Below are 21,729 nucleotides of genomic sequence, written 5' to 3'. Positions count from 1 at the left end.
GCGTGAGATCGACTGATCGGCCGGTTTCTGACGCGCCAACAGGTCTACGCCCTGGTATGGACTTTCACGGCCCTTAGGGTGGCGGCGTGCCCCTCGCCGCGGCCCTGCTGCCCGTCAACGCCACGCTGGGCGTGGTGCTCGCCGTGCTGCTCGTCGTCGCGGTGGGCGTGGCCGCCCTCGCCCGGCTGGAGGACGCCCGGGGGCACGGCTACGCCCGGGCGATCGCGCTGGCCGGGGTGCGGGCCGCTGTTCAACTGGCCGTCGTCTCCGTGCTGATCGGCTGGGTCGTCCGGGCGGTTCCGCTGCTCCTCGCCTTCCTCGTCCTGATGTTCGCCGTCGCGGCGCGCACGGCCGGGCGGCGCGTCACGGACAACCGCACGTGGTGGTGGGCGGCCGCACCCCTCGCGGCCGGCGTGCTGCCGACCGTCCTCGCGCTGCTGCTGACCGGGCTCGTCCCGCTCAAGGGCGTCGCCCTCGTCCCCGTCACCGGCATCCTCATCGGCGGCGCCCTGACCGGCACCGTCCTGGCCGGCCGCCGCGCCCTCGACGAGCTGCGCACGCGGCACGGCGAGGTCGAGGCGGGCCTGGCCCTCGGCCTGCTGCCCCGCGAGGCCCGCCTGGAGATCGCCCGCCCGGCCGCCTCGGACGCCCTGCTGCCGGGCCTGGACCAGACGCGCACCGTGGGGCTCGTCACGCTGCCGGGCGCCTTCGTCGGCATGCTGCTGGGCGGCGCGTCGCCGGTGCTGGCGGGGGCGGTGCAGCTGTTCGTGCTGGTCGCGCTGATGACGGTGCAGGCGGTGGCGGTGGCGGTCACGCTGGAGCTCGTGGCGCGGGGGATGCTGCACCGGTCGCGTACTCCTCTGGGGGAAGCAGAAGGGGATTGACCTCCTCCCCGCGTGGACGCGAGGATTTCCTCCCTGGCGACCTCATGAGCGGTTGCCTTGAGCTGGGTTCCTGGTTCTTCCCCAACGTAAGTGGGGGTTGTGCACTCCGCCGGGGCCAGGCCCGGTCTGACATGTGCTCCGCAGGCGTTTACTCGCGCCGTCACCGGCGTGAGGCCCCCGGTCCGGGGGTCGGTGGTGCTGTCTCAGGAAGTAGCCGCTCGTAGGCGGCGTCCTTCCAGCCTGATGTTCTTGGCCGCATTGTGGTCCCGGTCGTGCCGAGTGCCGCATGCTGGGCAGGTCCAAGCCCGTACGCGCAGGGGCTTGGGGCCGTCTCGGCGGCCGCAAGCGGAGCACGCTTGGGACGAGGGGAAGCGCCGACCCACGGCGGTGAAGGAACGGCCGTGTTTGACCGCCTTGTATTCCAGCATGGCGATGAACGCGGACCATCCGGCGTCGTGCACGGACTTGGCGAGGTGGCCGTGTGCCGGGCCTTTCACATTCAGGCTCTCCGTGCTGACCGCTTGGTTCTCGCGGATCAGCTTCGTGGACAGCTTGTGATGGAAGTCCTTGCGTGCGTCGCTGATTTTCGCGTGTACGCGTGCCACCTTCGCTCTGGCCTTTTCCCTGTTCTTTGAACCTTTCGTCTTCCGGGAGAGACGACGTTGCTCTCTGCGGAGCTTTTTCTCCATCGTGCGCAGGAAACGCGGTGACTCGACACGGGAGCCGTCCGCCATGACGGCGAAGTGCGTCAGGCCGAGATCCACCCCCTGTTCTCTCGTCTGAGGGGGAGGGCGTCGGCGGCCGGGTCGGTTTCCACGACGAAGCTGGCCCAGTAGCGGTCGGCCGCGTCCTTGGTGATGGTCACAGTCGAGGGCGCGGAGGGCAGGGCACGGGACCAGCGGACCCGCACGGCCCCGATTTTGGGGAGGCTCAACCTGTCGTCCGCTGTGATCGACCAACGAGCGTTGGCGGTGAACCTGACGGCTTGCCTGCCGTCCCGCTTCGACTTCATGCGTGGCTCGCCCATCTTCGGGCCTTTGCGGGCACCCTTGGTGCTGGCGGATAAATTGGAATATGTCGCGATCAAATCCCGTAGTGACTGCTGCAGCACCACTGCTGAAACCTCACTGAGCCAGGCCCGTTCCGAGGTCTTCTTCGCTTCGGTGATAAATCGCTTCGACAGCTCCGCCGGAGTCGGATAGGGAATGCCTGCGGCTTGCGCGTCCTTGCGTGCCCGCAGGCAGTCGTTCCAGACTGTCCGGGCGCAGCCGAACGCCCGGCTCAGCACAATACGCTGAGCCGGGCTCGGCTCGATGCGGAAGGAGTAACGGAGCTGCATGCCAATTACCGTAATGCTCCGGCCGCGCCCGAGACAGCAGAGATCGGAAATGACGGAATCTGCTCATGCTCGTGTCGCATGTGCGCATGGTTTCGCGAGAGCGGTGACGTAGGGCGGTCCATAGGCTTGTGGATCCTTGCTTACCAGTCGGCGATACTTCGGTGTAGTGCCCATGCGTCACGTGGGACTGTCGTTCGTCCGGGCCTCCTGATCCGGTGCGACGCTCACCGATCAGAAGGAAAATGCGTGTTCAGCCTCACCGTCGCCGCCGTGGCCTTCGGAGTCGTCTTCCTGGCCGAGCTGCCCGACAAGACCGCCCTCGCCGGCCTGATGCTCGGCACCCGCTACCGCGCCTCTTACGTCTTCGCGGGTGTCGCGGCCGCCTTCCTGGTCCACGTCTGCCTCGCCATCGCCGCGGGCAGCGTGCTGACCCTCCTCCCGCACCGCCTGGTCCAGGCCGTGGTGGGCGTGCTCTTCCTGGCGGGCGCGACGGTGCTGCTGCTGAAGAAGGACGACGACGAGGAAGAGATCAAGAAGCCCGCCGACCAGTCCTTCTGGAAGGTCTCGGGGGCGGGCTTCATGCTGATCCTCGTCGCGGAGTTCGGCGACCTCACACAGATCATGACCGCCAACCTCGCGGCCCGCTACGACGACCCGCTCTCCGTCGGCACCGGCGCCGTCCTGGCGCTGTGGGCCGTCGCCGGCCTGGGCATCGTGGGCGGACGGACGCTGATGCGGTACGTGCCGCTGAAGCTGATCACGAAGGTGGCGGCGCTGGTGATGCTGGCGCTGGCGGGCTTCAGCCTCTACGAGGCGGTGACGGGGTAGGGGCTGGACCTCAACCATGGTTGAGGGGGCAGGCTTCGATCATGGACATCGAGAGCATGGACGCCGAAGAGGTGCAGCGCCGGCTGCGGGCCCTGACCGACCGCGCCGAGATCGCCGACCTGATGAGCCGCTACCTGCGGTCCCTGGACGAGCGGGTGTTCGACGAGGCGTGGGTCCGCGCGTTCCACACCGAGGACGTCGTCGCGGAGATGCCGATCGGTACGGTGCGCGGTCAGGACGCCCTGCTGGACCACATACGGCGCGGCATGGCGCTGTTCGACCGGACCGTGCACCTGGGCACCGACACGGTCATCGAGATCGACGGCGACCGGGCCACCGCCCGCGGCGCCCAGCTGAGCACGCACGTCCTGGCCGAGCGCCCCGAGGACGGCTCGGAGAACGTCTTCGTCTCCGGCGGCCACACCCACACGGAACTGGTGAGGACACCGGCCGGCTGGCGGATCCGCGCCACGGCGCTGCGGGTGGTGTGGACGCAGGGCACGCCGCCGCGGCTGCCGGCCTGAGGCCGGCAGGGGCTCAGCGCGCCGGACCGTCGAGCAGGTTGGTGATCAGCTTCCGCAGCCGCCCCTCGCGGACCGTCTCCACGCCGTGCACGAGCTGCGCGCCGTAGACGACGGCGGTCCCTGCGGGGGGCGCGCTGGTCCAGCGGGTGCGCGGGATGCCGGCGAGCGCGGCGAGGTCCTCGGGCCGCCCCTCGTGCGAGACCTCCCGGGCGAAGCGCGTGCCGGGCACGAAGGCGCTGCCCGAACCGGCGACGCGTGAGGTCCACAGGTCCTCGGCGGAGCAGGTGTCGACGTAGAACTCGCCACCGCGCGACGCCTCCTGGAGGTGGAACGCCACCCGCGCCACGCGCTGCGGCCGCGCGTCGGGCTCTCCGACGCCGTGCAGGTGCGCGTCGATCCGGTCACCGGGCCCGAGGTCGTGGTAGTCCCACGGGGTGGCCGCGGCGACGGAGGGGAACACCCGCCGGATGGCGGGCAGCGCCCGCGCGATGCCGGCCGCGAGGATCTCCTGCACGGCCTCGGGCGGGACCGTCCCCTCGCTGGGCCGCGCGGGCACCCAGCGGGTCGCTTCGAGGTGCTCGTCCAGCAGTTTCGTCACCTGGGCGGTCTCCTCGGGGGTGAGGAAGCCCTCCAGGGTGTGGACGGCGAGGGTTTCGGTCATGTGGATCACGAGCGGACTCCTCTCGCGGGGCGGGAGCGCTGCGGTTCGGCGTCACGCATGCTAGGTGCGGTGGCGTGGCCCCGGAAGTACGAGGTGAGCCATGGTCGTGATGGCGGTCGGGGCTACGGCCTGCCCCTCCGGCTCCGGAGATTGACCTCGCGGAGTCTGCGAAGGAGCTCCCGCCGACGAGCGGGGTCGGCGGGGCCGCCCATGGGGCCGGTGCACGTGGCCGTCGCCGCGAAGAGGGCTGTCCGCTCGGGCGGTTCGAGGGCTTGGGCGAGCGCGCGGTAGTCGGTGACGCGCCGGGTCGCGCAGCGGACGCAGGTGGCGATGCCGCCGGTGGTGGCCCAGGCGGGGTGGGGGCAGGGCTTGGCCGCCGGACGGGTGCTGGTGAGTCCCTGGACGGTGCTGTCTGTGGCTGCCCGAACCGCCGCCATCAGTGCGCAGCCCGTAGGTGTCGCCCCATAGCCGCGGTCATGGCTTCGGCGGTTTGGACGTCGCTTTGGCGGGCGGCTTCGTAGTAGGTCGCTTTGATCGCTGTGCAGCGCACACATGACTGCTGGGAGCGAAGCTGATTTGTCCTCTGGCGCGCCGCATCGGGGTCGGGGCCACTGAGTGGATCCTGCATCGAGACTCCTGGTGTGAGGCAAGAGGGCGACACATGCACTCATGTATATGAGTGCATGTGTCGAGGGTGGCTCAGCTCCTGCATATGAGTCAAGGGTGCCGGCCTGGCCGCGTCGCTGCGTTGACCCGGGATCAGTCCACTGAGGGGATGCGGTATTCGAGGACGAAGCGGTCGGCGGCCATGATCGTGTCGCAGACCTCAACGACCCGGCCGTCACGGGTCACCGCATTCCGCACAAGGTGGATGACCGGAGATCCCGGACTGAGTCTCAGTGCTGAGACCTCCTGTTTGGTGGCCAGTCGTGCCCGCACGGTCTCCACGTACTCGCCGAGGGTGAGTCCGTGTTCTTCCAGGCGGGCGTAGATGCCACCGCTTCCGGGGTTCTCGCTCAGCAGCTGGGGGATGGCCGTCGCAAGCGGCCAGGGTAGGTATGAAGTCGCTTCCTCGGTGGGCGTGTTGTCGCTGAAGTAGCGACGACGCCGGGCCAGCACTTTGTCCCCCGCGGCCACTCCGAGACGGTCAGCGATCTCGGCCGGCGCGTCCGTGGGGCCGACGTAGAGCACCTGAACGCGCGGCTTCTGACCCGCCTGCTCTGCTTCGGCGAGGTAGGCGCCCTTACCGTCCCTGCGGTGGGAGCGACGAAACCTGTCCGAGGACTTCCTCCGCACGGGAGGCAGGCTCTTCACATACGAGCCACGCCCGTGATGCGTCTCCACAAGCCCTGAGGTTCGCAGCTCGGCCATCGCCTTGCGCACTGTCCCCTGGGAGACGCCGTAGCGCTCCATGACCTCGGACTCGCTGGGCACCTGGCTGCCCGGCTCCAGGATCCCCGCTCGGATCTGCTCGGCGAGATCGTGCGCGATTTGCAGATATCGCGGCTTTCCCGAGTCCTGCGAGACCTCGTTCCCCATGGGCCTGCCCGCCCTCCTATGCTCATCCGCATGAGTACAGCGGCCCAGTCTCCCAGGTCCACCCCGCTCCACTCGGTTTCGGTGGCGGGAGCCGTCGTACGCGACGACGGGCGTGTTCTCGCCATCCGCCGGGCCGACAACGGCAACTGGGAGCTCCCGGGCGGGGTGCTGGAGATCGAGGAGTCGCCAGAGGCGGGCGCTCGCCGGGAAGTGCTGGAGGAGACGGGCATCGAGGTCAGCGTGGACCGGCTGACCGGCGTCTACAAGAACATGACCCGCGGCATCGTGGCTCTCGTCTTCCGATGCCGGCCGGTGGGGGGATCGGAGCGGACCTCCGACGAATCCGCTGCGGTCTCATGGCTCACTCCCGAGGAAGTGACCGCCGCCATGGCGGAGGCGTACGCCGTGCGCTTGCTCGACGCGCTCAGCGACGATGCCCCGCACGTGCGCGTCCACGACGGTCGCCGGCTGATGCCCGCTGCGTGAGAACCGGAGAGGGTGAGGGCGTGCAGTCTGACCAGAGAGTTTCCATCCGCCGCCGCGGCGTCCAGCGCCTGGCCGAGGAAACCTGGGGTTCTGGGCGGTCGATCTGGTCGTCCGACGTCGGGGACCGCGTACTGATCGTGGACCGGATCGAGGTCGGTGAGCGACCGGCGCCCCAGTGGGTGGCCGAAGCCCTGGGCCTGGAGCCGGGCGCGGCCGTCTGCGTCAGGAGCCGGCGCTTCGTCCTGGACGGCAAGCCGGTCCAGCTCTCCACCTCGTACCTGCCCGCCGAGCTCGTGGCCGGGTCCGCCATCACGCGGGCGGACAGCGGGCCCGGCGGTACCTACGCGCGCCTCGCGGAGCTCGGGCACAAGCCTGTCCGGTTCCGCGAGGAGATCCGCACCCGGATGCCCACCGCCGAGGAGGCGGAGCAGCTCGAACTGCCGTCGGGCACGCCCGTTGTGCACATCTGCCGCACCGCATGCGCGGGTGGCGGCAGGGCGGTCGAGGTCTGTGAGATGACGCTGGACTCCGCGTCGTACGTGCTGGAGTACGAGTTCGACGCCTAGTCGAGTGAAGGCCATCCCCTGTCGGCCGCCGCGTGAGAACCTTGGCGCGACGAGAGGGGAGAGCGCCCATGACCTCGGGCTTCGGACTTGTCGTGCGCTTCACGCTTCGTGACGCCGCTGCCGCGCTGGCCTTCGACGAGTTGGTCTCCCAGACCCTGGACGGGATCAGGAAGCACGAGGCGGGCACGGTCGCCTACCTCGTTCACCGGGTGCCGGACGAGCCGGACGTGCGCGTTTTCTACGAGCTGTACGAGAGCCGCACCGCCTTCGACGCGCACGAGCAGCAACCGCACACCTGCCACTTCCTGGCAGAGCGTGAGAAGTTCGTCCTCAGCACCGACGTGACCTTCCTGGAGCTTGCCGACGGCAAGCGCGGCCGGACCGGAGTGGATACTGGCCCTGCGTACAGGCGCGGATGAGGAGCACGACCAGTGACCAGCGATCAACGCGTGGGACCGCCCAGCTTCGGCAGCGAACGCGACATGCTGCGGGCATTCCTCGATTACCACCGCGCGACCCTCGCCATGAAGTGCGAAGGGCTCACCGACGAGGAGCTGCGGCGGCAGTCGATGCCGCCGTCCACGCTGTCGCTGCTCGGCCTGGTGCGGCACATGGCGGAGGTGGAACGTGCCTGGTTCCGCCGGGTGTTCGAGGACAACGACGCACCCATGGTCTGGTCGGACGAGATCGACTTCCAGGCGGCGTACGACGCGGGCGCGTCGACCAGACACGAGGCGTTCGCAGCCTGGGAGGCCGAGGTGGAGACCTCGCGCCGGATCGAGCGGGAGGCCCGGTCCCTGGACCAGGCCGGGCACCAGCCGCGCTGGGGCGAGGACGTGTCACTGCGCATGGTGATGGTGCACGTGCTCCTGGAGTACGGCCGTCACAACGGACACGCGGACTTTCTGCGTGAGGGCGTCGACGGGGCCGTGGGCGCCTGAGTCCGCAGGAGCCGACGATCTCCACCCGGGAGTCCAACGTCAGTGTCTGAAGGCAGAGTTGGCCCGGACGATCTACTGAAGGATTCGCCGCAGCGGCCCCGTGGCGGCCGGCCGAGGGCATCGCGCCGTGGCTCGCCGACGGCAAGCGCTGACGGCTCACGGTAAGCGGCCCTACGGCACCTCCCGCCGCAGCAGCGCCTGCGCGAACGGCTCTCCCGAGCGCCGGGCGTACGTCATCCGCTCCCGCACCTCGCTGAGGGTGCGGGGGCGGTAGCCCGGGCCGCCGAAGCAGCAGTCCTTGCGGAAGCGGATGCCCGCGTGCAGCAGGACCGAGAGGGTTCGCCAGGCGGCGGTGTCGCGGCGGCGCGGGGGTGCGAAGGCCGAGCCCACGTGGATCAGGGGACCGGCGCAGCGCGGGCACACGCGGACGTCGTCGCCCGGTGAGGGGTGGCGCTGCTTGTACGAGGCACGGCAGGGCAGGCAGACGTAGGCGGTCTTCGCGGGCGGCATCCGGCCAGCGTAGGGGCGGCCGGCGTTCAGACGAACCGGATATGCCGCGCCCCCGTCCACGCCCGCCGCAGGCGGCCCCGTAGCGCGCCGTCCCTGTCCGGTGCCAGCCTCAGGCCCGCCGACTCGGCGATGTGGTCGGCCACTTGCGGGACCGTGAGCCGGTCCGTCCACACGTGGTCCGCGAACTCCTCCTCGCGCAGCCTCTCCAGGCACACGTCCAATCTCGCGACCGCGAAGCTCTCCCCCCGTGGCGGGGCGTTCCGTCCCATGGCCCGCTGGACGGCGTGGACCGGGTTCCGTTCGCCCAGCCGGCGCAGCACCGTCTCCCGCCGCGCCAGCAGCGCGAAGTGGCGGACGCCGTGGCCGCGCTCGCGCAGGCGGCCCACCGTCTCCCGGAAGTACGCCGGCTCCGTGATCGTCATGGGGGCGATGACCACCCCCTCGTGCCGGGTCAGGACCAGGTCCAGGACCTCGTAGACGCCCTGGCGCCAGGCCGTGAGGTCCTGGAAGTCGCCGCGCAGGCGCGGTGGGGTCATGCGGTGCAGGCCGAAGCCCACCTCTTCGGGGTCGCAGACCACGCTTCCGGGCAGACGGCGGCGGATCTCGTGGGCGGTCTGGGTTTTGCCGGCACCGAACGGGCCGTTGATCCACAAGAGCATGTCCGGACCCTACGGCCTATCGTGAGAAGAGAGGAACGAAGCGGAAAGGGAGTGGCCACCATGGCCGGCCGTAGCCGCGCTGAGATCGAAGCCGACATCAAGGAAACGCTCGGGCTCGTTCCCCATTTCCTCGCCGGCATCCCCGATGACCTGCTGGAAAGCGAGTGGGAGATCTTCAAGAAGCTCGAACTCGGCGAGACCCTCATTCCCAACAAGTACAAGGAACTGATGGGCATCGCCCTGCACTCCGAGACCAAGTGCCGCTACTGCACGCTCTTCCACACCGAGGCCGCGAGGCTCTACGGGGCCACGGACGAGGAGATCCAGGAAGCCGTGCACTACGCCAAGAACAGTCTCGGCTGGAGCGCCTACCTCAACGGCATGCGTGAGGACTACGACGACTTCGCCAAGGAGCTGGAGCAGATCAAGGACTACCTGAACGCCAAGGCGTGAGCCGGTGGAACTCGAGTGGGTCCGCCCCGGCGTGCTGCGCGTGACGTCGCACGCCTACGAGTTCGCCGCGCTCGTCGCCGCCGCCCGGTACGTCACCGAGTCGGCCCCCGCGGAGATCCCGGAGGAGGCGCTGGAGCAGATGCGCGGGGTGCTGGCCGACTACGACACGCGGCTGCGTGAGGCGACCGCGAGAAGCGAGGAGGAGCCATGACGTCGACGACCCGTGAGCAGACGCCGGTCACCGTCGAGGGCGAGGGCCTCGAAGTGCGGACGCAGGACATCGGCGGCGGCATGAGCGTGATGTTCATGCGCGCCGCCGCGGGCACGGACCTCGGTCCTGCTCTCAAGGGGCTGCCCGACGACCTGTGCCAGTGCCCGCACTGGGGCTTCCTGGCCAAGGGCCGGGTCCGGATTCGGACGAAGGACGGCGAGGAGATGTACGAGTCCGGTCAGGCCTTCTACTGGGGGCCGGGGCACGCCCCGTCGATGGTGGAGGACACCGAGTTCGTGGACTTCTCGCCCACGGAGAAGGTCAACGAGGTGGTCTCGCACGTCAAGGCGCAGATGGGGTGACCCCGGCCGGGGCCCGTCTCAGGCCGCCGCGATCCGCAGGGTGATCGCGCCGTCCGGACCGGCCTCGACCCGCACCTGCTCCAGCGTCATGACATGGGCGTCCGGCGCGTGCGCCGCCGCGCGCGGGCCCACGCCCACCACGCGCATGCCCGCCGCCTTGCCGGCCGCGATGCCGGCCTCGGAGTCCTCGAAGACCACGCAGTCCTCCGGGGCGAAGCCCAGCTCCGCCGCGCCCTTGAGGAAGCCCTCCGGGTCCGGCTTGCTGGCGCTGACGCACTCGGCCGTGACCCGCACGGCGGGCATCGGCAGTGCCGCGGCCCCCATGCGGGCCTCGGCGAGCTTGCGGTCGGCCGAGGTCACCAGGGCGTGCGGCAGGGCGGCCAGCGCGGCCATGAAGGCGGGGGCGCCCGGCACGGGCACGACGCCGTCCATGTCGGCCGTCTCGGCGGCCAGCATCCGGCGGTTGTCCTCGTGGTTGAGCTCCATGGGGCGGTCCGGCAGGAGGACGGCCATGGTGGCGTAGCCCTGGCGGCCGTGGACGACCTTCAGCGCCTCGTCGGCGTCGAGCCCGTGCTCCTCGGCCCAGCGGCGCCAGCAGCGCTCGACCACCGCGTCGGAGTTGACGATGGTCCCGTCCATGTCCAGGAGCAGGGCACGAGCCGTAAGCGTGGTCATCGGGTGGACTCCAAGCGCGCGGAAAAAAGACAAGCGGCTCCACCCGCCGGTCAGGGAGTGCGGGCGGAGCCACTTTGTTTCTCAAAGATACAAAACGAATCACCCAAAACGCCAGCGCCCCAGGTCGCAGGCCCGCGCGGGGTGCCGGCCGGGCCCCCGAGGGCCCGCCCGCGCCCGCCCCCGGCACCGCCCCGGGCTGCCAATGGCGTACCCCGGCAGGCCGAACGGCGGAATCCGGCCGACCATGGAGGCAGCGGACCGGAACGCACCCCCGAAACCCGAGGAGCGCCCATGGCCCAGGACACCCCGGGCCCCGCCGTGACCGAGGCCCCCGCGCCCGTCCCCGGTGCGGGGCAGCCCCGCAGCACCGTGCGGGTCGCCATCGGCGCGCTGTTGCTGGGCATGCTGCTGGCCGCACTCGACCAGACCATCGTCTCCACCGCCCTGCCCACGATCGTCAGCGACCTCGGCGGGCTGGAGCACCTGTCGTGGGTGGTCACCGCCTATCTGCTGGCCTCCACGGCCGCCACCCCGCTGTGGGGCAAGCTCGGCGACCAGTACGGCCGCAAGAAGCTCTTCCAGACCGCCATCGTGATCTTCCTGGTCGGTTCCGCGCTGTGCGGCCTCTCCCGCAACATGCCCGAGCTGATCGGCTTCCGGGCCCTCCAGGGCCTGGGCGGCGGCGGGCTGATCTCCCTGTCCATGGCGATCGTCGGCGACATCGTGCCGCCCCGCGAGCGCGGCCGCTACCAGGGGCTCTTCGGTGCCGTCTTCGGCGGTACGAGTGTCCTGGGCCCCCTGCTCGGCGGCCTGTTCGTGGACCACCTGAGCTGGCGCTGGGTGTTCTACGTCAACCTGCCCGTCGGCGTCGTGGCCCTGCTGGTCATCGCCGCCGTCCTGCACATCCCCGCCGACCGCACCCCGCACCGCATCGACTACCTCGGCACGTTCCTCATCGCCGCGGTCGCCACCTGCCTGGTGCTGATGACCTCGCTCGGCGGCACCACCTACCCCTGGTCCTCCTGGCAGATCATCGGCCTGGGCGTGCTCGGCGTGGCACTCCTCGTGCCCTTCGCGCGCGTCGAGCGGCGCGCCGCCGAGCCCGTCCTGCCGCTCGGCCTCTTCCGGAACCACACCTTCGCGCTGTGTTCGGTGATCGGCTTCGTCGTCGGCTTCGCGATGTTCGGCTCGATGACCTACCTGCCGACGTTCCTGCAGGTGGTGCAGGGCGTGTCGCCCACGATGTCCGGCGTGCACATGCTGCCGATGGTGGCCGGCATGCTGATCTCGTCGACCGCCTCCGGCCAGATCGTCAGCCGCACGGGCCGCTACAAGGTCTTCCCCGTCGCCGGCACGGCCGTCATGACCGTCGGCCTGCTGCTGCTCCACCGGCTCGACCCGGCCGTCGGCACCACCGAGATGAGCGCGTACTTCTTCGTCTTCGGCTTCGGGCTCGGCCTGGTCATGCAGGTCCTCGTGCTGATCGTGCAGAACTCCGTGGGCTACGAGAACCTCGGCGTCGCCACCTCCGGCGCCACCTTCTTCCGCTCCATCGGCGCCTCGTTCGGCGTCTCCATCTTCGGCACGATCTTCACCAACCAGCTGGGGCCGCGCGTCGAGCGCGCCCTCGCCGGGGTCCCGCTGCCGCCCGGCGTCACCCCCGCCGCGCTCCAGGCGGACCCGCGGGCCGTGGACCGCCTTCCCGCCGCCCAGCGCGCCGGCGTCCTCGACGCCTACTCGCTGTCGATCACCGACGTCTTCCTCTACGCCGTCCCGCCCGCGCTGCTCGCCTTCGTCCTCGCCTGGCTGCTGCGTGAGGAGCCGCTGCGGGGCAGCGTCACCGCCCCCGACACCAGCGAGGTCATCTCCAGCAACCCCGTCGAGCGCTCCTCCCGCGAGGAGTGCGCCCGCGCGCTGTCCCTGCTCGGCAGCCGCGAGGGCCGCCGCAAGGTCTACGAGAAGATCACCGAACGGGCCGGGCTCGACCTCAGACCGGCCGCCAGCTGGATGCTGCTGCGCATGAAACGCGACGGCCACGTCGAGCCGTCGTTCCTCGCCGAACGCGTGGACGTGCCACTGCGGGTCGTCACCGACGCGGCGGCGCAGCTGGAGACGCGCGGCCTGGCGGAGCGTCAGGGGCTGCGGCTCGTGCCCACCGAGGAGGGCCGGCAGGAGGCCGACCGGCTGTTCCGGGTCCGGGAGGAGATGCTGGCGGAGCTGCTGGGCGACTGGTGGACGGCCGAGGACCGGCCCCACGACCTCCAGGCCCTCGTGCGCCGTCTGACGGAGGAGCTGTCTGGCTCGGACGAGGAGCAGCCGCGCGACGGCGGCTCGGCGGAGATCAAACCCGACCACCGGCGGTGAGCGCGGGCCGCCCCCTGGTGGCGCATCGTCAGTCCAGCTCCTTGCCGAGCCACACCTCCGCGTACTCGTCGCCCGTCTTGTAGGGCGCGATCTCCGTGAAGCCGTGGCGCGCGTACAGCGCCCGGGCCTCGCGCAGGTCCCGGCGGGTCTCCAGGACGACCCGCCGCGCGCCCCACTCGCGGGCGACCGCCTCCGCCGCCCCGACCAGCGCCGCCGCCCCGCCCGTCCCGCGCAGCGAGGCCCGTACGAACATGCGGGTCAGCTCCGCCGTCCGCCCGTCCAGCCGCCGCAGGCCCACGCAGCCGGCCGGGGCGCCGCCGTGGCGGCCCATCAGGAACACGCCGTGCGGCGGTGCGAGGTCGTCGCTGGGCATCTCGGCGAGGTGCCGCTCGACCTCCTCGGGTGTCGTGCGGCTGCCGCGGTGCAGCAGGTACCAGCGGTCGGCGACGTCCACCAGGAACGCGCGCAGCAGCGCGGCCGACTCGGGCGAGCCGACCGGCTGCGGGGCGATGGTCCAGGAGGGTGCGGATCCCGTCATGCGCGGATGGTCGCACGCCGGGCGGCGGGCGCTCAGCTGGTTTTCGGCGCCGCCTGCTGGACGACCTCGAAGGACCACAGCGTGGAGCCCGAGGCCGCCGGACGCTGCTGGGGCGCGCCCTGGCCGCCGCCCTGGTGCGCGGCCTTCATCGGGCCCTCCATCCACGCCTGGAAGTCCTCCTCGCTGCGCCAGCGGGTGTAGACGAGGTACTGGTCGGTTCCCTCGACCGGACGCAGCAGTTCGAACCACTCGAAGCCGTCGGAGCTCTCCACGGAGCCGGCGCGGGCGGCGAAGCGCTGTTCGAGGACGGCGCGCTGCTCGTCGGGGACGGTCAGGACGTTGATCTTCACGATGCTCATGGCCCCCATCCTGCCGCAGTCCCCCCGCCCGGCCCCCCACCCCCACCGGAGTCTCCGACCGCACCCTAATCGGCCCTAGAAGCGTTGCATTCAGGCCACCTGTGGAAGGTTGTCAGGTGACCTGGGGGTGACCTGCGTCCGTTCCTTAGGACTCAGTAAGGTCTCAAACAGCCCTACGAGGGTGACCGAGCTGGGCGACTTGGAGGAGCGGCGAAGCGTGGCGGATGCAGAGCGGCGCGGACTGGGGAGTCCGCCGAGGGCGGGCTCGCGGACCGGCATGGCCCTGGCGGCGCTGTGGTTGCTCGCCGGACTGCTGGCGGTGCGTCAGGCGGCGGTGGTGCTGCGGCTGCCCCCGGAGCGCCGGTTCAGCGACCTGGAGACGTGGATCGGTGAGAACGGGGTCCTGCACGTGCGGGGCTCCCTCTACGACACCGACCGGTTCACCGGCACGCCCTTCTCCGGACTGGCCCTCAAACCCCTCACCAAGGCGGCGGAACACGCGCTGGGGATCTTCTGGACCTTCGGCACGCTCCTGCTCGTCGTCGCCGTCGCCCTCGTGGCGGCGCGGGCCCTGCCCGGCCCCCTCACCCGCCGCGCCAAGCTGCTGGCGCCCCCCGTCGCCGTCATCCTGACGGTCCTTTCGCTGCCCGTGCGCAACACCTTCACCCTCGGGCAGACCAGCATCATCCCCGTGCTCCTGGTGCTCCTCGGCTGCTGCCTGCCGGCGATCGCGCGGGGGCCCGGCCGGGCGAGCGGGATCCTCGTGGGCGTCGCGGCGGCCCTCCAGCCCGCCGTCCTGCTCTTCGCACCGCTCCTGTGGCTGACCGGCCGGCGCCGTGCCGCCGTCACCACCGGCGTGACGTTCGCCGCGTGCACCGCCCTGGCGTGGGCGGCCATGCCGGACGACTCCTGGACGTACTGGGTGCACCACCTCGCCGGGGCGGGCCTCGGCGAGAAGCCCGACGGGCTGGCCAACCAGTCCCTGCACGGCCTGCTGTTGCGCGTCGGCCTGCGCGGCCCCCTGGAACTGGCGCTCTACGCCCCGCTGGCCCTCGCCGTCACCGTGGTGGGCCTGCGCCGCGCCGCGCGCTACGCCAAGGACGGGCAGCCGCTGCTCGCCACGGCCATCACCGGCTGTGTGGCGGTCGCCGTCTCGCCCACCGCCTGGCAGCACCAGCAGTTGTGGATCCTGCTCGCCGTCGCCGGCCGGGTCGGCAAGCGTCGCGCGGACCGGCTCGTCTGGCCGGTGCTCGTCGTGCTCGTCATGACGCTGCCCAGCACGATCCTCGTACCGGCCAACCCCGTCCTCGGCCCCCTCGGCGAGAACGCCCCGCTGCTGGCCGCCCTCGCCGCCGGCTGCGTGGTGCCCTTCCTCTCACGGGACTCCGCGCTGTGGGACGAGCCCCTGCCGACCCCCGTCGCCGAGCCGCAGCGCGGCCGCTTCTCCTGGGTCCCGCTGCTGGGCTTCTTCAAGCGCTCACTCAACCGGCCGAACCTGTTGCTGGAGCTGATGCTGATACGGGTCTTCTACTGGGCCTACTCCTTCGTGCGCGCCCAGGCCCCGGACTCGCGCACCCTCGCCGAGTCCCACGGCCGGCAGATCATCGGCATCGAGGAGTTCCTGCACATAGACGTCGAGCACGGCTTCAACCACTTCGTGGCGGGCACGGGCTGGCTGGCGGACAGCATGGACTACTACTACGGCACCTTCCACTTCCTGGTGCCGCTGTCCCTGCTGGGCTTCCTGTACCTGCGCCGTCCGGCCACCTACCGCTGGGCGCGCACGGCGCTGGGCTTCGCGACGCTGATGGCGCTCGTGGGCTTCTGGGTCTACCCGCTGGCTCCGCCGCGGCTGATGCCGGGGCGTGGCTTCATCGACACCGCCAACGGTCCGCAGGACCTGTCCAACCCCGACTTCGGGGCGCTGACCGAGCTGTCCAACCAGTACGCGGCGATGCCCTCGTTGCACATCGGGTGGTCGCTGTGGTGCGGGGTCGTGATCGCGATCGTGGCGCCGAAGCTGTGGATGAAGGCGCTCGGCATGCTCTACCCGGTGCTGACCTTCTCGGTCATCATCGGCACGGCCAACCACTACGTGCTGGACGCCCTGGGCGGCGCGTTCGTGGTGGCCTCCGGCTTCGCCATCCAGTACGCCCTGACGGGCCCGGGCCGGGGGACCCTGGCGGTGATCCCGGGGGCGCGGGGCGAGAGCGACGCCCTCAAGCCCGAGCCGGTACGGGCCGGAGGCTAGGGGACGTCCCCCGCTCCGGCCCGTCCTGTGGACGCGGCGGTCAGCTCCCGACCGTGATCCGCGCCGCCGGGTCGGTGACGTCCGTGACGTCGTAGACCGCGTTGAACACCGAGGTCGTGGCGGCGGTCGGGCACCCGAAGCCGCCCGTGACCTTCACCGCGACCTCGGCGTCGGCGACGGTGATCCGCGAGGGGGTGCCGCCCGAGCCGTTGGTGAAGGTGGCCGGGAACGTCACGGGCCCGTCGGGGGCCGCGGTGATGGTGCAGTTCGCCAGACCGCTGCTCTTGAGCACGAAGCCCCCGGTGGGGATCGTCAGCGAGGCCGTGATGGGCGAGCCGTTCTGCATCGAGACGGTCCACGTGCCCGAGGTGGTGACGCTGACGTCCACCGGCAGGCTGGACGTGCAGTCGGAGTAGGTGGGCGCGTTGATGCCGCTGCTCACCGGCCCCGAGGCGTTGGTGTTGCCCGGCGCGTCGGGCACCTTGTTGTTGCCGCTGCCGGCCGAGGGCGCCGAGGCGGAGACCTCACAACTGGCGCTGACCGAGCCGGCCTTGAAGGACGCCGCGCCGTTGAGGGTGGCCGCGAAGGAGTGGCCCGCCGGCTGGACCGTGGTGGACGCCGCGTCCGCGGTCCCGGCCGATGCGGTGCCCGTGCCGCTCAGGGACAGCGCGACGGTGACGGCCAGGCCGGCGCCTGCGGCCAGCAGGGCGCGGTGGCGACGGGGCGTGCTGGGGGAGGTCACGGTGACTCCTTGGGTGGGAGGTGACGTGGTGGTGCCGGTGCCTCTGCCTGCGTCCGTGCCGGGTGCGGCTGTGTCCGACCTGGCTGCGTCGGCGCCTGCGCGTGCGCTTGAGGCGTCGGTACGGGGGGCTCGGCGAGCGGGGCCCCGGCCGGCTCCGGCGCCGGTTCCAGGGGCGTCCAGGCGAAGATCATGGCGCCGCCGACGACGCCGACGACGGTGCCGAAGAGGAAGCCGCCGAGGTTGGACATCACCAGGGTGGCGGTGGCGACGAGAACGGTGAGGACGCCGGCCAGGCCGCGGTACTGCGGGGCGAACCACGCGGACAGGCCCATCACGATCATCACCAGGCCCATGAGGACGCCGGGGATCCCCGCGATGCCCTGCTCCAGCATGATCTTCAGCGGCGCCAGCGGGATGGCGCAGATCTCGGCGCCCGCGACGACGGCGGCCAGGCCGCCCCAGAACGGACGGCTCCTGCGCCACCGGCGCCACGCGGCCCAGAAGCCGGGCCGTGCGGCCGCCGGCGGACGTACGGACCCGGTGCCGCCGCCCGGCATGTCAGAAGCACTCATCCTTGCCGAGCTTGATGTTCATGTCGAGGCCGGAGAGCTTGAACCGGCCGGCGTTGGTCGCCCAGGCGGTCTGGCGCAGGTCCGTCATCTTGATGGACTTGGCCTGCTGGCCGAAGGCGTCCTGCAGGCCCTGCGCGGAGGCGGGTCCCTTGTTGAGGGTCGACGCGTCCCGGCCGATCTCGATGTTCTCGAACTCGGCGTCGCCGGACATCCGGGTGGCGTCGATGAAGAGGTCGGACGCCTCGACGACCTTGCCGCCCGTGCCGGCACGGAGCTTCAGCGAGATGTCGCCGATCAGCGGCAGGGTGGTGACCACGGACTGGCACAGGTCGTGGATCTCGGCGTTCTTGATGGCGGTGACGGCGACGGGCAGCAGCTTGCCGCGCGCGTTCTTGTCGATGCCGCCGTACTGGGCGAAGCCGGTGCCCGACAGGCTCGACGCCCCCACCTTGAACTCCTGGCCGGACACGGCGAACGAGGCGGCGAGGGCCCCGTCGGCGAGCGCTATGGCCAGCGCGGCGGTGACGGCGAAACCGGGGACGGACAGCACGGCGAACTTCCGCCACCTGACGCGTCCTGTCACCTGTCTTCCCTGAGCGTCCTTCATCCTGATGTCCCTCGTCCCTCGAAAGGAGTGGTGGGCAGGCGCACCGCTGCCCGTGCCGTCGGCATACGTGGGGGTGCGGTGATGATTCCGTGGCGATCTGGGGTCACCGCGGGGTGTACCCGAGAGTAAGTCCGCCCCGTGCACCTGACAAGGGTTCAGGTATGGACCGATTCCCGTCATGCCAGGGGCAGTTGTGGTTGACGTGTCGAGTGTGGGGATCAGGCCCCGTACTCCACTCTCAGCTCCTTGATCCCGTTCAGCCAGGCCGAGCGCAGCCGCCGGGGCTCGCCCGCCAGGCGGATGCCGGGCAGGACGTCGGCGATGGCGTCGAAGATCAGACCGATCTCCAGCACGGCGAGGGACTTGCCCAGGCAGAAGTGGGGGCCGCCGCCCCCGAAGCCGAGGTGGGGGTTGGGGTCGCGGGTGATGTCGAAGGTCCCGGGCGCGTCGAAGACCTCGGGGTCGTGGTTGGCCGACGCGTAGAAGAGCCCGACGCGCTGGCCCTCGGCGATGTCCGCGCCGCCCAGCCGGGTGTCCCGCGTGGCGGTGCGCTGGAAGGAGGTCACGGGGGTCGCCCACCGCACGACCTCCTCCGCCGCGGTGGCGGGGCGCTCCCTCTTGTACAGATCCCACTGCTCGGGGTGGGTGAGGAAGGCGTGCATGCCGTGGCTGATGGCGTTGCGCGTGGTCTCGTTCCCGGCGACGGCCAGCATCAGGACGAACAGCCCGAACTCGTCGGAGCGCAGGTTCCCCTCGTCCTCCGCGGCCACGAGCCGGCTGACGATGTCCCGCGCGGGACACGCGGCGCGGGCGGCCGCCAGGCCCATGGCGTACGAGATGAGTTCCAGCGCGGAACGGGCGCCGGTCTCCTCGGTGGCGGCCAGCTCGGGATCGTCGTAGGCGATCATCTTGTTGGTCCAGTCGAAGATCTTCGCCCGGTCCTCCTGGGGGACACCGATCAGCTCGGCGATGGCCTGGAGGGGCAGTTCGCAGGCGACGTCCGTGACGAAGTCCCCGCTCCCGCGCTCCCGTGCCGCCGTCACGATGGCGCGCGCCCGCCGCCGGAGGGCGCCCTCCAGGGCCCGCACCGCGCGCGGGGTGAAGCCGCGCTGCACGATCTGGCGGACCCGGGTGTGCTCGGGCGGGTCCATGTTGAGCATCATCAGCCGCTGGTGGTCGAGATGTTCGGACGGGATCCCCGGGCGGAAGCGGATGACCGAGGTGTTGCGGTGGGAGGAGAAGACCTCCGGCCGGGTGGAGACCTCCCGGACGTCCGCGTGCCGGGTGACGACCCAGTAGCCGTCGTCGCCGAAGCCGGCGGAGCCGTACGGCTGGGCGTTCCACCAGACCGGGGCGGTGCGCCGGAGCAGGGCGAACTCCGGCAGCGGCACGCGCCGTCGGTAGAGGTCGGGGTCGGTGAAGTCGAAGCCCTCGGGCAGCGCGGGGCAGGGCGGCATGGCGACCACTCCCTTTCGGCCGGAGACCCTGACGACGGACCCGCCGACGGCCGGGGCCGGCCGGCAATGGGTCTGACGGTCAGTCAGAAGTCCCCCCTTGAGTCGACGGTAATGACGGCACCCTGGAGCGGCAAGGGACGTGACGCCATCTGTTGCGCGGGCGGGGGGTGCGCGACCCTTGCGTACCGGGGGCGGGGGTCGGAAGACTGCCGAAGTCGAACAGGACTAGAACGCGTACCAGTTCTGGCTGGCCGTGGGCGCCGGGAAGCCCTGCGGACCGAGGAGAGGACGAGTCAGTCATGGCCGCGGAACCCGTCATCGTCGAAGCCGTACGCACCCCCATCGGCAAGCGCGGAGGAGCGCTCGCCAACCTCCATCCCGCCTATCTGCTGGGGGAGACCTACCGGGAGGTCCTCGCCCGCACCGGCATCCAGCCCGACTGCGTCGAGCAGATCGTCGGCGGCACGGTCACCCATGCCGGCGAGCAGTCGATGAACCCCGCGCGCACCGCCTGGCTCGCCATGGGCCTGCCCTACGAGACCGCCGCCACCACCGTGGACTGCCAGTGCGGCTCCTCCCAGCAGGCCAACCACCTGGTCGCCAACATGATCGCCGGCGGCGTCATCGACATCGGCATCGGCTGCGGCGTCGAGGCCATGTCCCGCGTGCCCATCGGCAGCGGCTCCAAGCACGGCCCGGGCAAGCCGTTCCCCGACGAGTGGAACGTCGACCTCCCCAACCAGTTCGAGGCCGCCGAGCGCATCGCCCGCAAGCGCGGCCTCACCCGCGAGCGCGTCGACGAACTGGGCCTGCGGTCGCAGGAGCGGGCGGCTCGCGCCTGGGCCGAGGAGCGCTTCAAGCGGGAGACCTTCGCGGTGCAGGTGCCCACGACGGAGGAGGAGCAGATCGCCGGGCAGGGCATGTGGCGCCTGGTCGACCGCGACGAGGGGCTGCGCGACACGAGCATGGAGGCCCTGGCCGGCCTCAAGCCCGTCATGCCCACCGCCGTCCACACCGCCGGGAACTCCTCCCAGATCTCCGACGGCGCCGCCGTCCTGCTGTGGGCCTCCAAACGCATGGCCCGCGCCCTGCGGCTGCGCCCCCGGGCCCGCATCGTCGCCCAGGCCCTCGTGGGCGCCGACCCGCACTTCCACCTGGACGGGCCCGTCGACGCCACGCGGGCCGTCCTGGGCAGAGCGGGCATGTCGCTGCGCGACATCGACCTGGTGGAGATCAACGAGGCGTTCGCGTCGGTGGTGCTGTCCTGGGCGCAGGTCTTCGAGCAGGACCTGGAGAAGGTCAACGTCAACGGCGGTGCGATAGCGCTGGGCCACCCCATCGGGGCGACGGGGGCCCGGCTGCTCACGACCGCGCTGCACGAGCTGGAACGGCGCGACGGGGAGTTCGCGCTGATCACGATGTGCGCGGGCGGGGCGCTGGCCACGGGGACGATCATCCAGCGGCTGTAGGGGCGGGCCCGCATGCGAAGCGGCCGGCACCCCGTGGAGGGGTGCCGGCCGCATTCGCGTGCGCGGGGCCGTCCGGCCGGTCCGGTCAGTACCAGTGGTGGGCGGACCAGAAGGACCAGGCGCCACAGGGGCTGCCGTAGCGGTCCTTCATGTAGTCCATGCCCCACTTGATCTGGGTGGCCGGGTTGGTCTGCCAGTCGGCACCGGCGGAGGCCATCTTCGAGCCGGGCAGGGCCTGGACCAGGCCGTAGGCACCGCTGGAGGCGTTGGTGGCGGTGTGCTTCCAGCCGCTCTCATGCTCGACGATCTTGCTGAAGCACTGGAACTGCGCCTCGTCGCCGATCATCTTCCGCGCGATGTCCTGCGTGGCGGTCGTCGACGGGGCCGCGGCGTGGGCCGGAACGGCGGTCAGCACGGCGCCCGCGGTGCCGAGCACCAGGGCGGCGCCGGCGGCGGCGACGAGCTTGCGGGAGGCCTTGCGGTTGATGGTTCGGAACGTCACGAAGGAGAACCTTCCGTCGGGGGCAGAGGCGTGCCGCCGGAGCGACGTGCTCCCTGGCGGCTCAACCAACCTGGCCGACGCTCGGGGGACCTGGCAAAGACCCCCGTGCACGGGGGTCTTTCGGAGGACGGACCCGCCTACCCCTCCCGAGTTGGGCGGACGCCTACGAGGAGGCATCGGATGTGAACGGGGCCACGTGCCCCGGCTCACCGGATGCGTAAGCCTCCCAA

25 protein-coding genes and 2 pseudogenes are annotated in these 21,729 nt (G+C 71.1%); 13 read left to right on the top strand and 14 right to left on the bottom strand.

Going from position 1 to position 21,729, the window contains the following annotated elements; genetic code table 11:
- Positions 1-86 precede the first annotated feature (86 nt).
- Positions 87-884: an ABC transporter permease gene (locus CYQ11_RS09010; RefSeq protein ID WP_240003517.1), complete on the top strand. Its 798-nt coding sequence runs from the start codon at positions 87-89 to the stop codon at positions 882-884.
- 239 nt (positions 885-1,123) lie between these two features.
- Here the strand turns inward: CYQ11_RS09010 and CYQ11_RS09005 are convergent.
- Positions 1,124-2,223, bottom strand: a pseudogene (locus CYQ11_RS09005) (RNA-guided endonuclease InsQ/TnpB family protein); the annotation flags it as partial.
- 246 nt (positions 2,224-2,469) lie between these two features.
- Between CYQ11_RS09005 and CYQ11_RS09000 the strand changes: the two are divergent.
- On the top strand, positions 2,470-3,051 hold the full coding sequence (locus tag CYQ11_RS09000; RefSeq protein WP_099200695.1) for a TMEM165/GDT1 family protein: 582 nt from the start codon (positions 2,470-2,472) through the stop codon (positions 3,049-3,051).
- Positions 3,052-3,092: 41 nt separating this feature from the next.
- Positions 3,093-3,575 carry a nuclear transport factor 2 family protein gene (locus tag CYQ11_RS08995; RefSeq protein WP_240003518.1) on the top strand — a complete coding sequence of 161 codons (483 nt, stop codon included), beginning with the start codon at positions 3,093-3,095 and terminating at the stop codon, positions 3,573-3,575.
- Positions 3,576-3,588: 13 nt separating this feature from the next.
- Here CYQ11_RS08995 and CYQ11_RS08990 read toward each other — a convergent pair whose 3' ends face one another.
- The 3 genes from CYQ11_RS08990 to CYQ11_RS08985 form a co-directional block, all read right to left on the bottom strand.
- The gene (locus tag CYQ11_RS08990; protein WP_099200696.1) at positions 3,589-4,245 is read right to left on the bottom strand and encodes a hypothetical protein; all 657 of its coding nucleotides are present in this window, start codon (positions 4,243-4,245) and stop codon (positions 3,589-3,591) included.
- A 113-nt stretch (positions 4,246-4,358) separates the two neighbouring features.
- Positions 4,359-4,673: a DUF6255 family natural product biosynthesis protein gene (locus tag CYQ11_RS29150; protein WP_146104659.1), complete on the bottom strand. Its 315-nt coding sequence runs from the start codon at positions 4,671-4,673 to the stop codon at positions 4,359-4,361.
- A 322-nt stretch (positions 4,674-4,995) separates the two neighbouring features.
- Positions 4,996-5,775: a GntR family transcriptional regulator gene (locus tag CYQ11_RS08985; RefSeq protein WP_099200697.1), complete on the bottom strand. Its 780-nt coding sequence runs from the start codon at positions 5,773-5,775 to the stop codon at positions 4,996-4,998.
- Between the two features lie 18 nt (positions 5,776-5,793).
- On the opposite strand from CYQ11_RS08985, the gene CYQ11_RS08980 reads away from it, so the two are divergent.
- The 4 genes and pseudogenes from CYQ11_RS08980 to CYQ11_RS08965 all read left to right on the top strand — a co-directional run bounded on the left by CYQ11_RS08980 (position 5,794) and on the right by CYQ11_RS08965 (position 7,768).
- Positions 5,794-6,261, top strand: coding sequence for an NUDIX hydrolase (locus CYQ11_RS08980; RefSeq protein ID WP_099200698.1), 468 nt, complete (start codon positions 5,794-5,796; stop codon positions 6,259-6,261).
- An 8-nt stretch (positions 6,262-6,269) separates the two neighbouring features.
- Positions 6,270-6,827: pseudogene (locus CYQ11_RS08975) on the top strand (GntR family transcriptional regulator); the annotation flags it as partial.
- Positions 6,828-6,895: 68 nt separating this feature from the next.
- Positions 6,896-7,246: a putative quinol monooxygenase gene (locus CYQ11_RS08970; RefSeq protein WP_099200700.1), complete on the top strand. Its 351-nt coding sequence runs from the start codon at positions 6,896-6,898 to the stop codon at positions 7,244-7,246.
- 12 nt (positions 7,247-7,258) lie between these two features.
- Entirely contained in the window at positions 7,259-7,768 is a 510-nt protein-coding gene (locus CYQ11_RS08965) for a DinB family protein (RefSeq protein WP_099200701.1), read from the top strand.
- A 171-nt stretch (positions 7,769-7,939) separates the two neighbouring features.
- Here CYQ11_RS08965 and CYQ11_RS08960 read toward each other — a convergent pair whose 3' ends face one another.
- Positions 7,940-8,278 carry a deoxyxylulose-5-phosphate synthase gene (locus tag CYQ11_RS08960; RefSeq protein ID WP_099200702.1) on the bottom strand — a complete coding sequence of 113 codons (339 nt, stop codon included), beginning with the start codon at positions 8,276-8,278 and terminating at the stop codon, positions 7,940-7,942.
- Between the two features lie 26 nt (positions 8,279-8,304).
- Positions 8,305-8,937 carry an AAA family ATPase gene (locus tag CYQ11_RS08955; RefSeq protein ID WP_099200703.1) on the bottom strand — a complete coding sequence of 211 codons (633 nt, stop codon included), beginning with the start codon at positions 8,935-8,937 and terminating at the stop codon, positions 8,305-8,307.
- A gap of 60 nt (positions 8,938-8,997) precedes the next feature.
- Between CYQ11_RS08955 and CYQ11_RS08950 the strand changes: the two genes are divergently transcribed.
- Genes CYQ11_RS08950 through CYQ11_RS08940 form a run of 3 tightly spaced genes read left to right on the top strand, consistent with a single transcriptional unit; the run spans position 8,998 to position 9,963 of the window.
- A complete protein-coding gene (locus CYQ11_RS08950; protein ID WP_146104658.1) occupies positions 8,998-9,390 on the top strand; it encodes a carboxymuconolactone decarboxylase family protein in 393 nt (130 codons plus the stop codon).
- A 4-nt stretch (positions 9,391-9,394) separates the two neighbouring features.
- On the top strand, positions 9,395-9,601 hold the full coding sequence (locus CYQ11_RS08945; protein WP_099200705.1) for a hypothetical protein: 207 nt from the start codon (positions 9,395-9,397) through the stop codon (positions 9,599-9,601).
- Positions 9,598-9,963 (top strand): cupin domain-containing protein, encoded by a 366-nt coding sequence (locus CYQ11_RS08940; protein WP_099200706.1) that lies wholly within the window; start codon positions 9,598-9,600, stop codon positions 9,961-9,963. The genes CYQ11_RS08945 and CYQ11_RS08940 overlap by 4 nt, the downstream gene beginning before the upstream one ends.
- An 18-nt stretch (positions 9,964-9,981) precedes the next feature.
- Here CYQ11_RS08940 and CYQ11_RS08935 read toward each other — a convergent pair whose 3' ends face one another.
- Positions 9,982-10,638: an HAD-IA family hydrolase gene (locus tag CYQ11_RS08935; protein ID WP_099200707.1), complete on the bottom strand. Its 657-nt coding sequence runs from the start codon at positions 10,636-10,638 to the stop codon at positions 9,982-9,984.
- A 291-nt stretch (positions 10,639-10,929) separates the two neighbouring features.
- On the opposite strand from CYQ11_RS08935, the gene CYQ11_RS08930 reads away from it, so the two are divergent.
- Positions 10,930-13,002, top strand: a complete 2,073-nt coding sequence (locus tag CYQ11_RS08930) for a DHA2 family efflux MFS transporter permease subunit (RefSeq protein ID WP_099200708.1) — start codon at positions 10,930-10,932, stop codon at positions 13,000-13,002.
- Positions 13,003-13,030: 28 nt separating this feature from the next.
- On the opposite strand, the gene CYQ11_RS08925 is transcribed toward CYQ11_RS08930, so the two are convergent.
- Positions 13,031-13,540, bottom strand: a complete 510-nt coding sequence (locus CYQ11_RS08925) for a GNAT family N-acetyltransferase (RefSeq protein WP_099200709.1) — start codon at positions 13,538-13,540, stop codon at positions 13,031-13,033.
- Positions 13,541-13,572: 32 nt separating this feature from the next.
- Complete coding sequence (locus tag CYQ11_RS08920) at positions 13,573-13,899, bottom strand: antibiotic biosynthesis monooxygenase family protein (protein WP_099200710.1); 327 nt, start codon at positions 13,897-13,899, stop codon at positions 13,573-13,575.
- Between the two features lie 277 nt (positions 13,900-14,176).
- Here CYQ11_RS08920 and CYQ11_RS08915 point away from each other — a divergent pair, with 277 nt between their 5' ends.
- The gene (locus CYQ11_RS08915) at positions 14,177-16,150 is read left to right on the top strand and encodes a bifunctional glycosyltransferase 87/phosphatase PAP2 family protein (protein WP_099200711.1); all 1,974 of its coding nucleotides are present in this window, start codon (positions 14,177-14,179) and stop codon (positions 16,148-16,150) included.
- Between the two features lie 40 nt (positions 16,151-16,190).
- On the opposite strand, the gene CYQ11_RS08910 is transcribed toward CYQ11_RS08915, so the two are convergent.
- The 4 genes from CYQ11_RS08910 to CYQ11_RS08895 all read right to left on the bottom strand — a co-directional run bounded on the left by CYQ11_RS08910 (position 16,191) and on the right by CYQ11_RS08895 (position 19,528).
- Positions 16,191-16,892: a hypothetical protein gene (locus CYQ11_RS08910; protein ID WP_099200712.1), complete on the bottom strand. Its 702-nt coding sequence runs from the start codon at positions 16,890-16,892 to the stop codon at positions 16,191-16,193.
- Complete coding sequence (locus CYQ11_RS08905) at positions 16,889-17,464, bottom strand: DUF6114 domain-containing protein (RefSeq protein ID WP_240003519.1); 576 nt, start codon at positions 17,462-17,464, stop codon at positions 16,889-16,891. The genes CYQ11_RS08910 and CYQ11_RS08905 overlap by 4 nt, the downstream gene beginning before the upstream one ends.
- Positions 17,451-18,071 (bottom strand): DUF6230 family protein, encoded by a 621-nt coding sequence (locus CYQ11_RS08900; protein ID WP_099200714.1) that lies wholly within the window; start codon positions 18,069-18,071, stop codon positions 17,451-17,453. Before CYQ11_RS08900 ends, CYQ11_RS08905 begins: the two co-directional genes overlap by 14 nt.
- 218 nt (positions 18,072-18,289) lie before the next feature.
- Complete coding sequence (locus CYQ11_RS08895; RefSeq protein ID WP_099200889.1) at positions 18,290-19,528, bottom strand: cytochrome P450; 1,239 nt, start codon at positions 19,526-19,528, stop codon at positions 18,290-18,292.
- A 299-nt stretch (positions 19,529-19,827) separates the two neighbouring features.
- Between CYQ11_RS08895 and CYQ11_RS08890 the strand changes: the two genes are divergently transcribed.
- A complete protein-coding gene (locus tag CYQ11_RS08890) occupies positions 19,828-20,997 on the top strand; it encodes a steroid 3-ketoacyl-CoA thiolase (RefSeq protein WP_099200715.1) in 1,170 nt (389 codons plus the stop codon).
- Positions 20,998-21,082: 85 nt separating this feature from the next.
- Here CYQ11_RS08890 and CYQ11_RS08885 read toward each other — a convergent pair whose 3' ends face one another.
- On the bottom strand, positions 21,083-21,499 hold the full coding sequence (locus CYQ11_RS08885; RefSeq protein WP_240003520.1) for an aggregation-promoting factor C-terminal-like domain-containing protein: 417 nt from the start codon (positions 21,497-21,499) through the stop codon (positions 21,083-21,085).
- Positions 21,500-21,729 lie beyond the last annotated feature (230 nt).

The sequence above is a fragment of the Streptomyces cinnamoneus genome (assembly GCF_002939475.1).
GTDB lineage: Bacteria > Actinomycetota > Actinomycetes > Streptomycetales > Streptomycetaceae > Streptomyces > Streptomyces cinnamoneus_A.
This window is presented reverse-complemented; position numbering and strand designations above follow the sequence as displayed.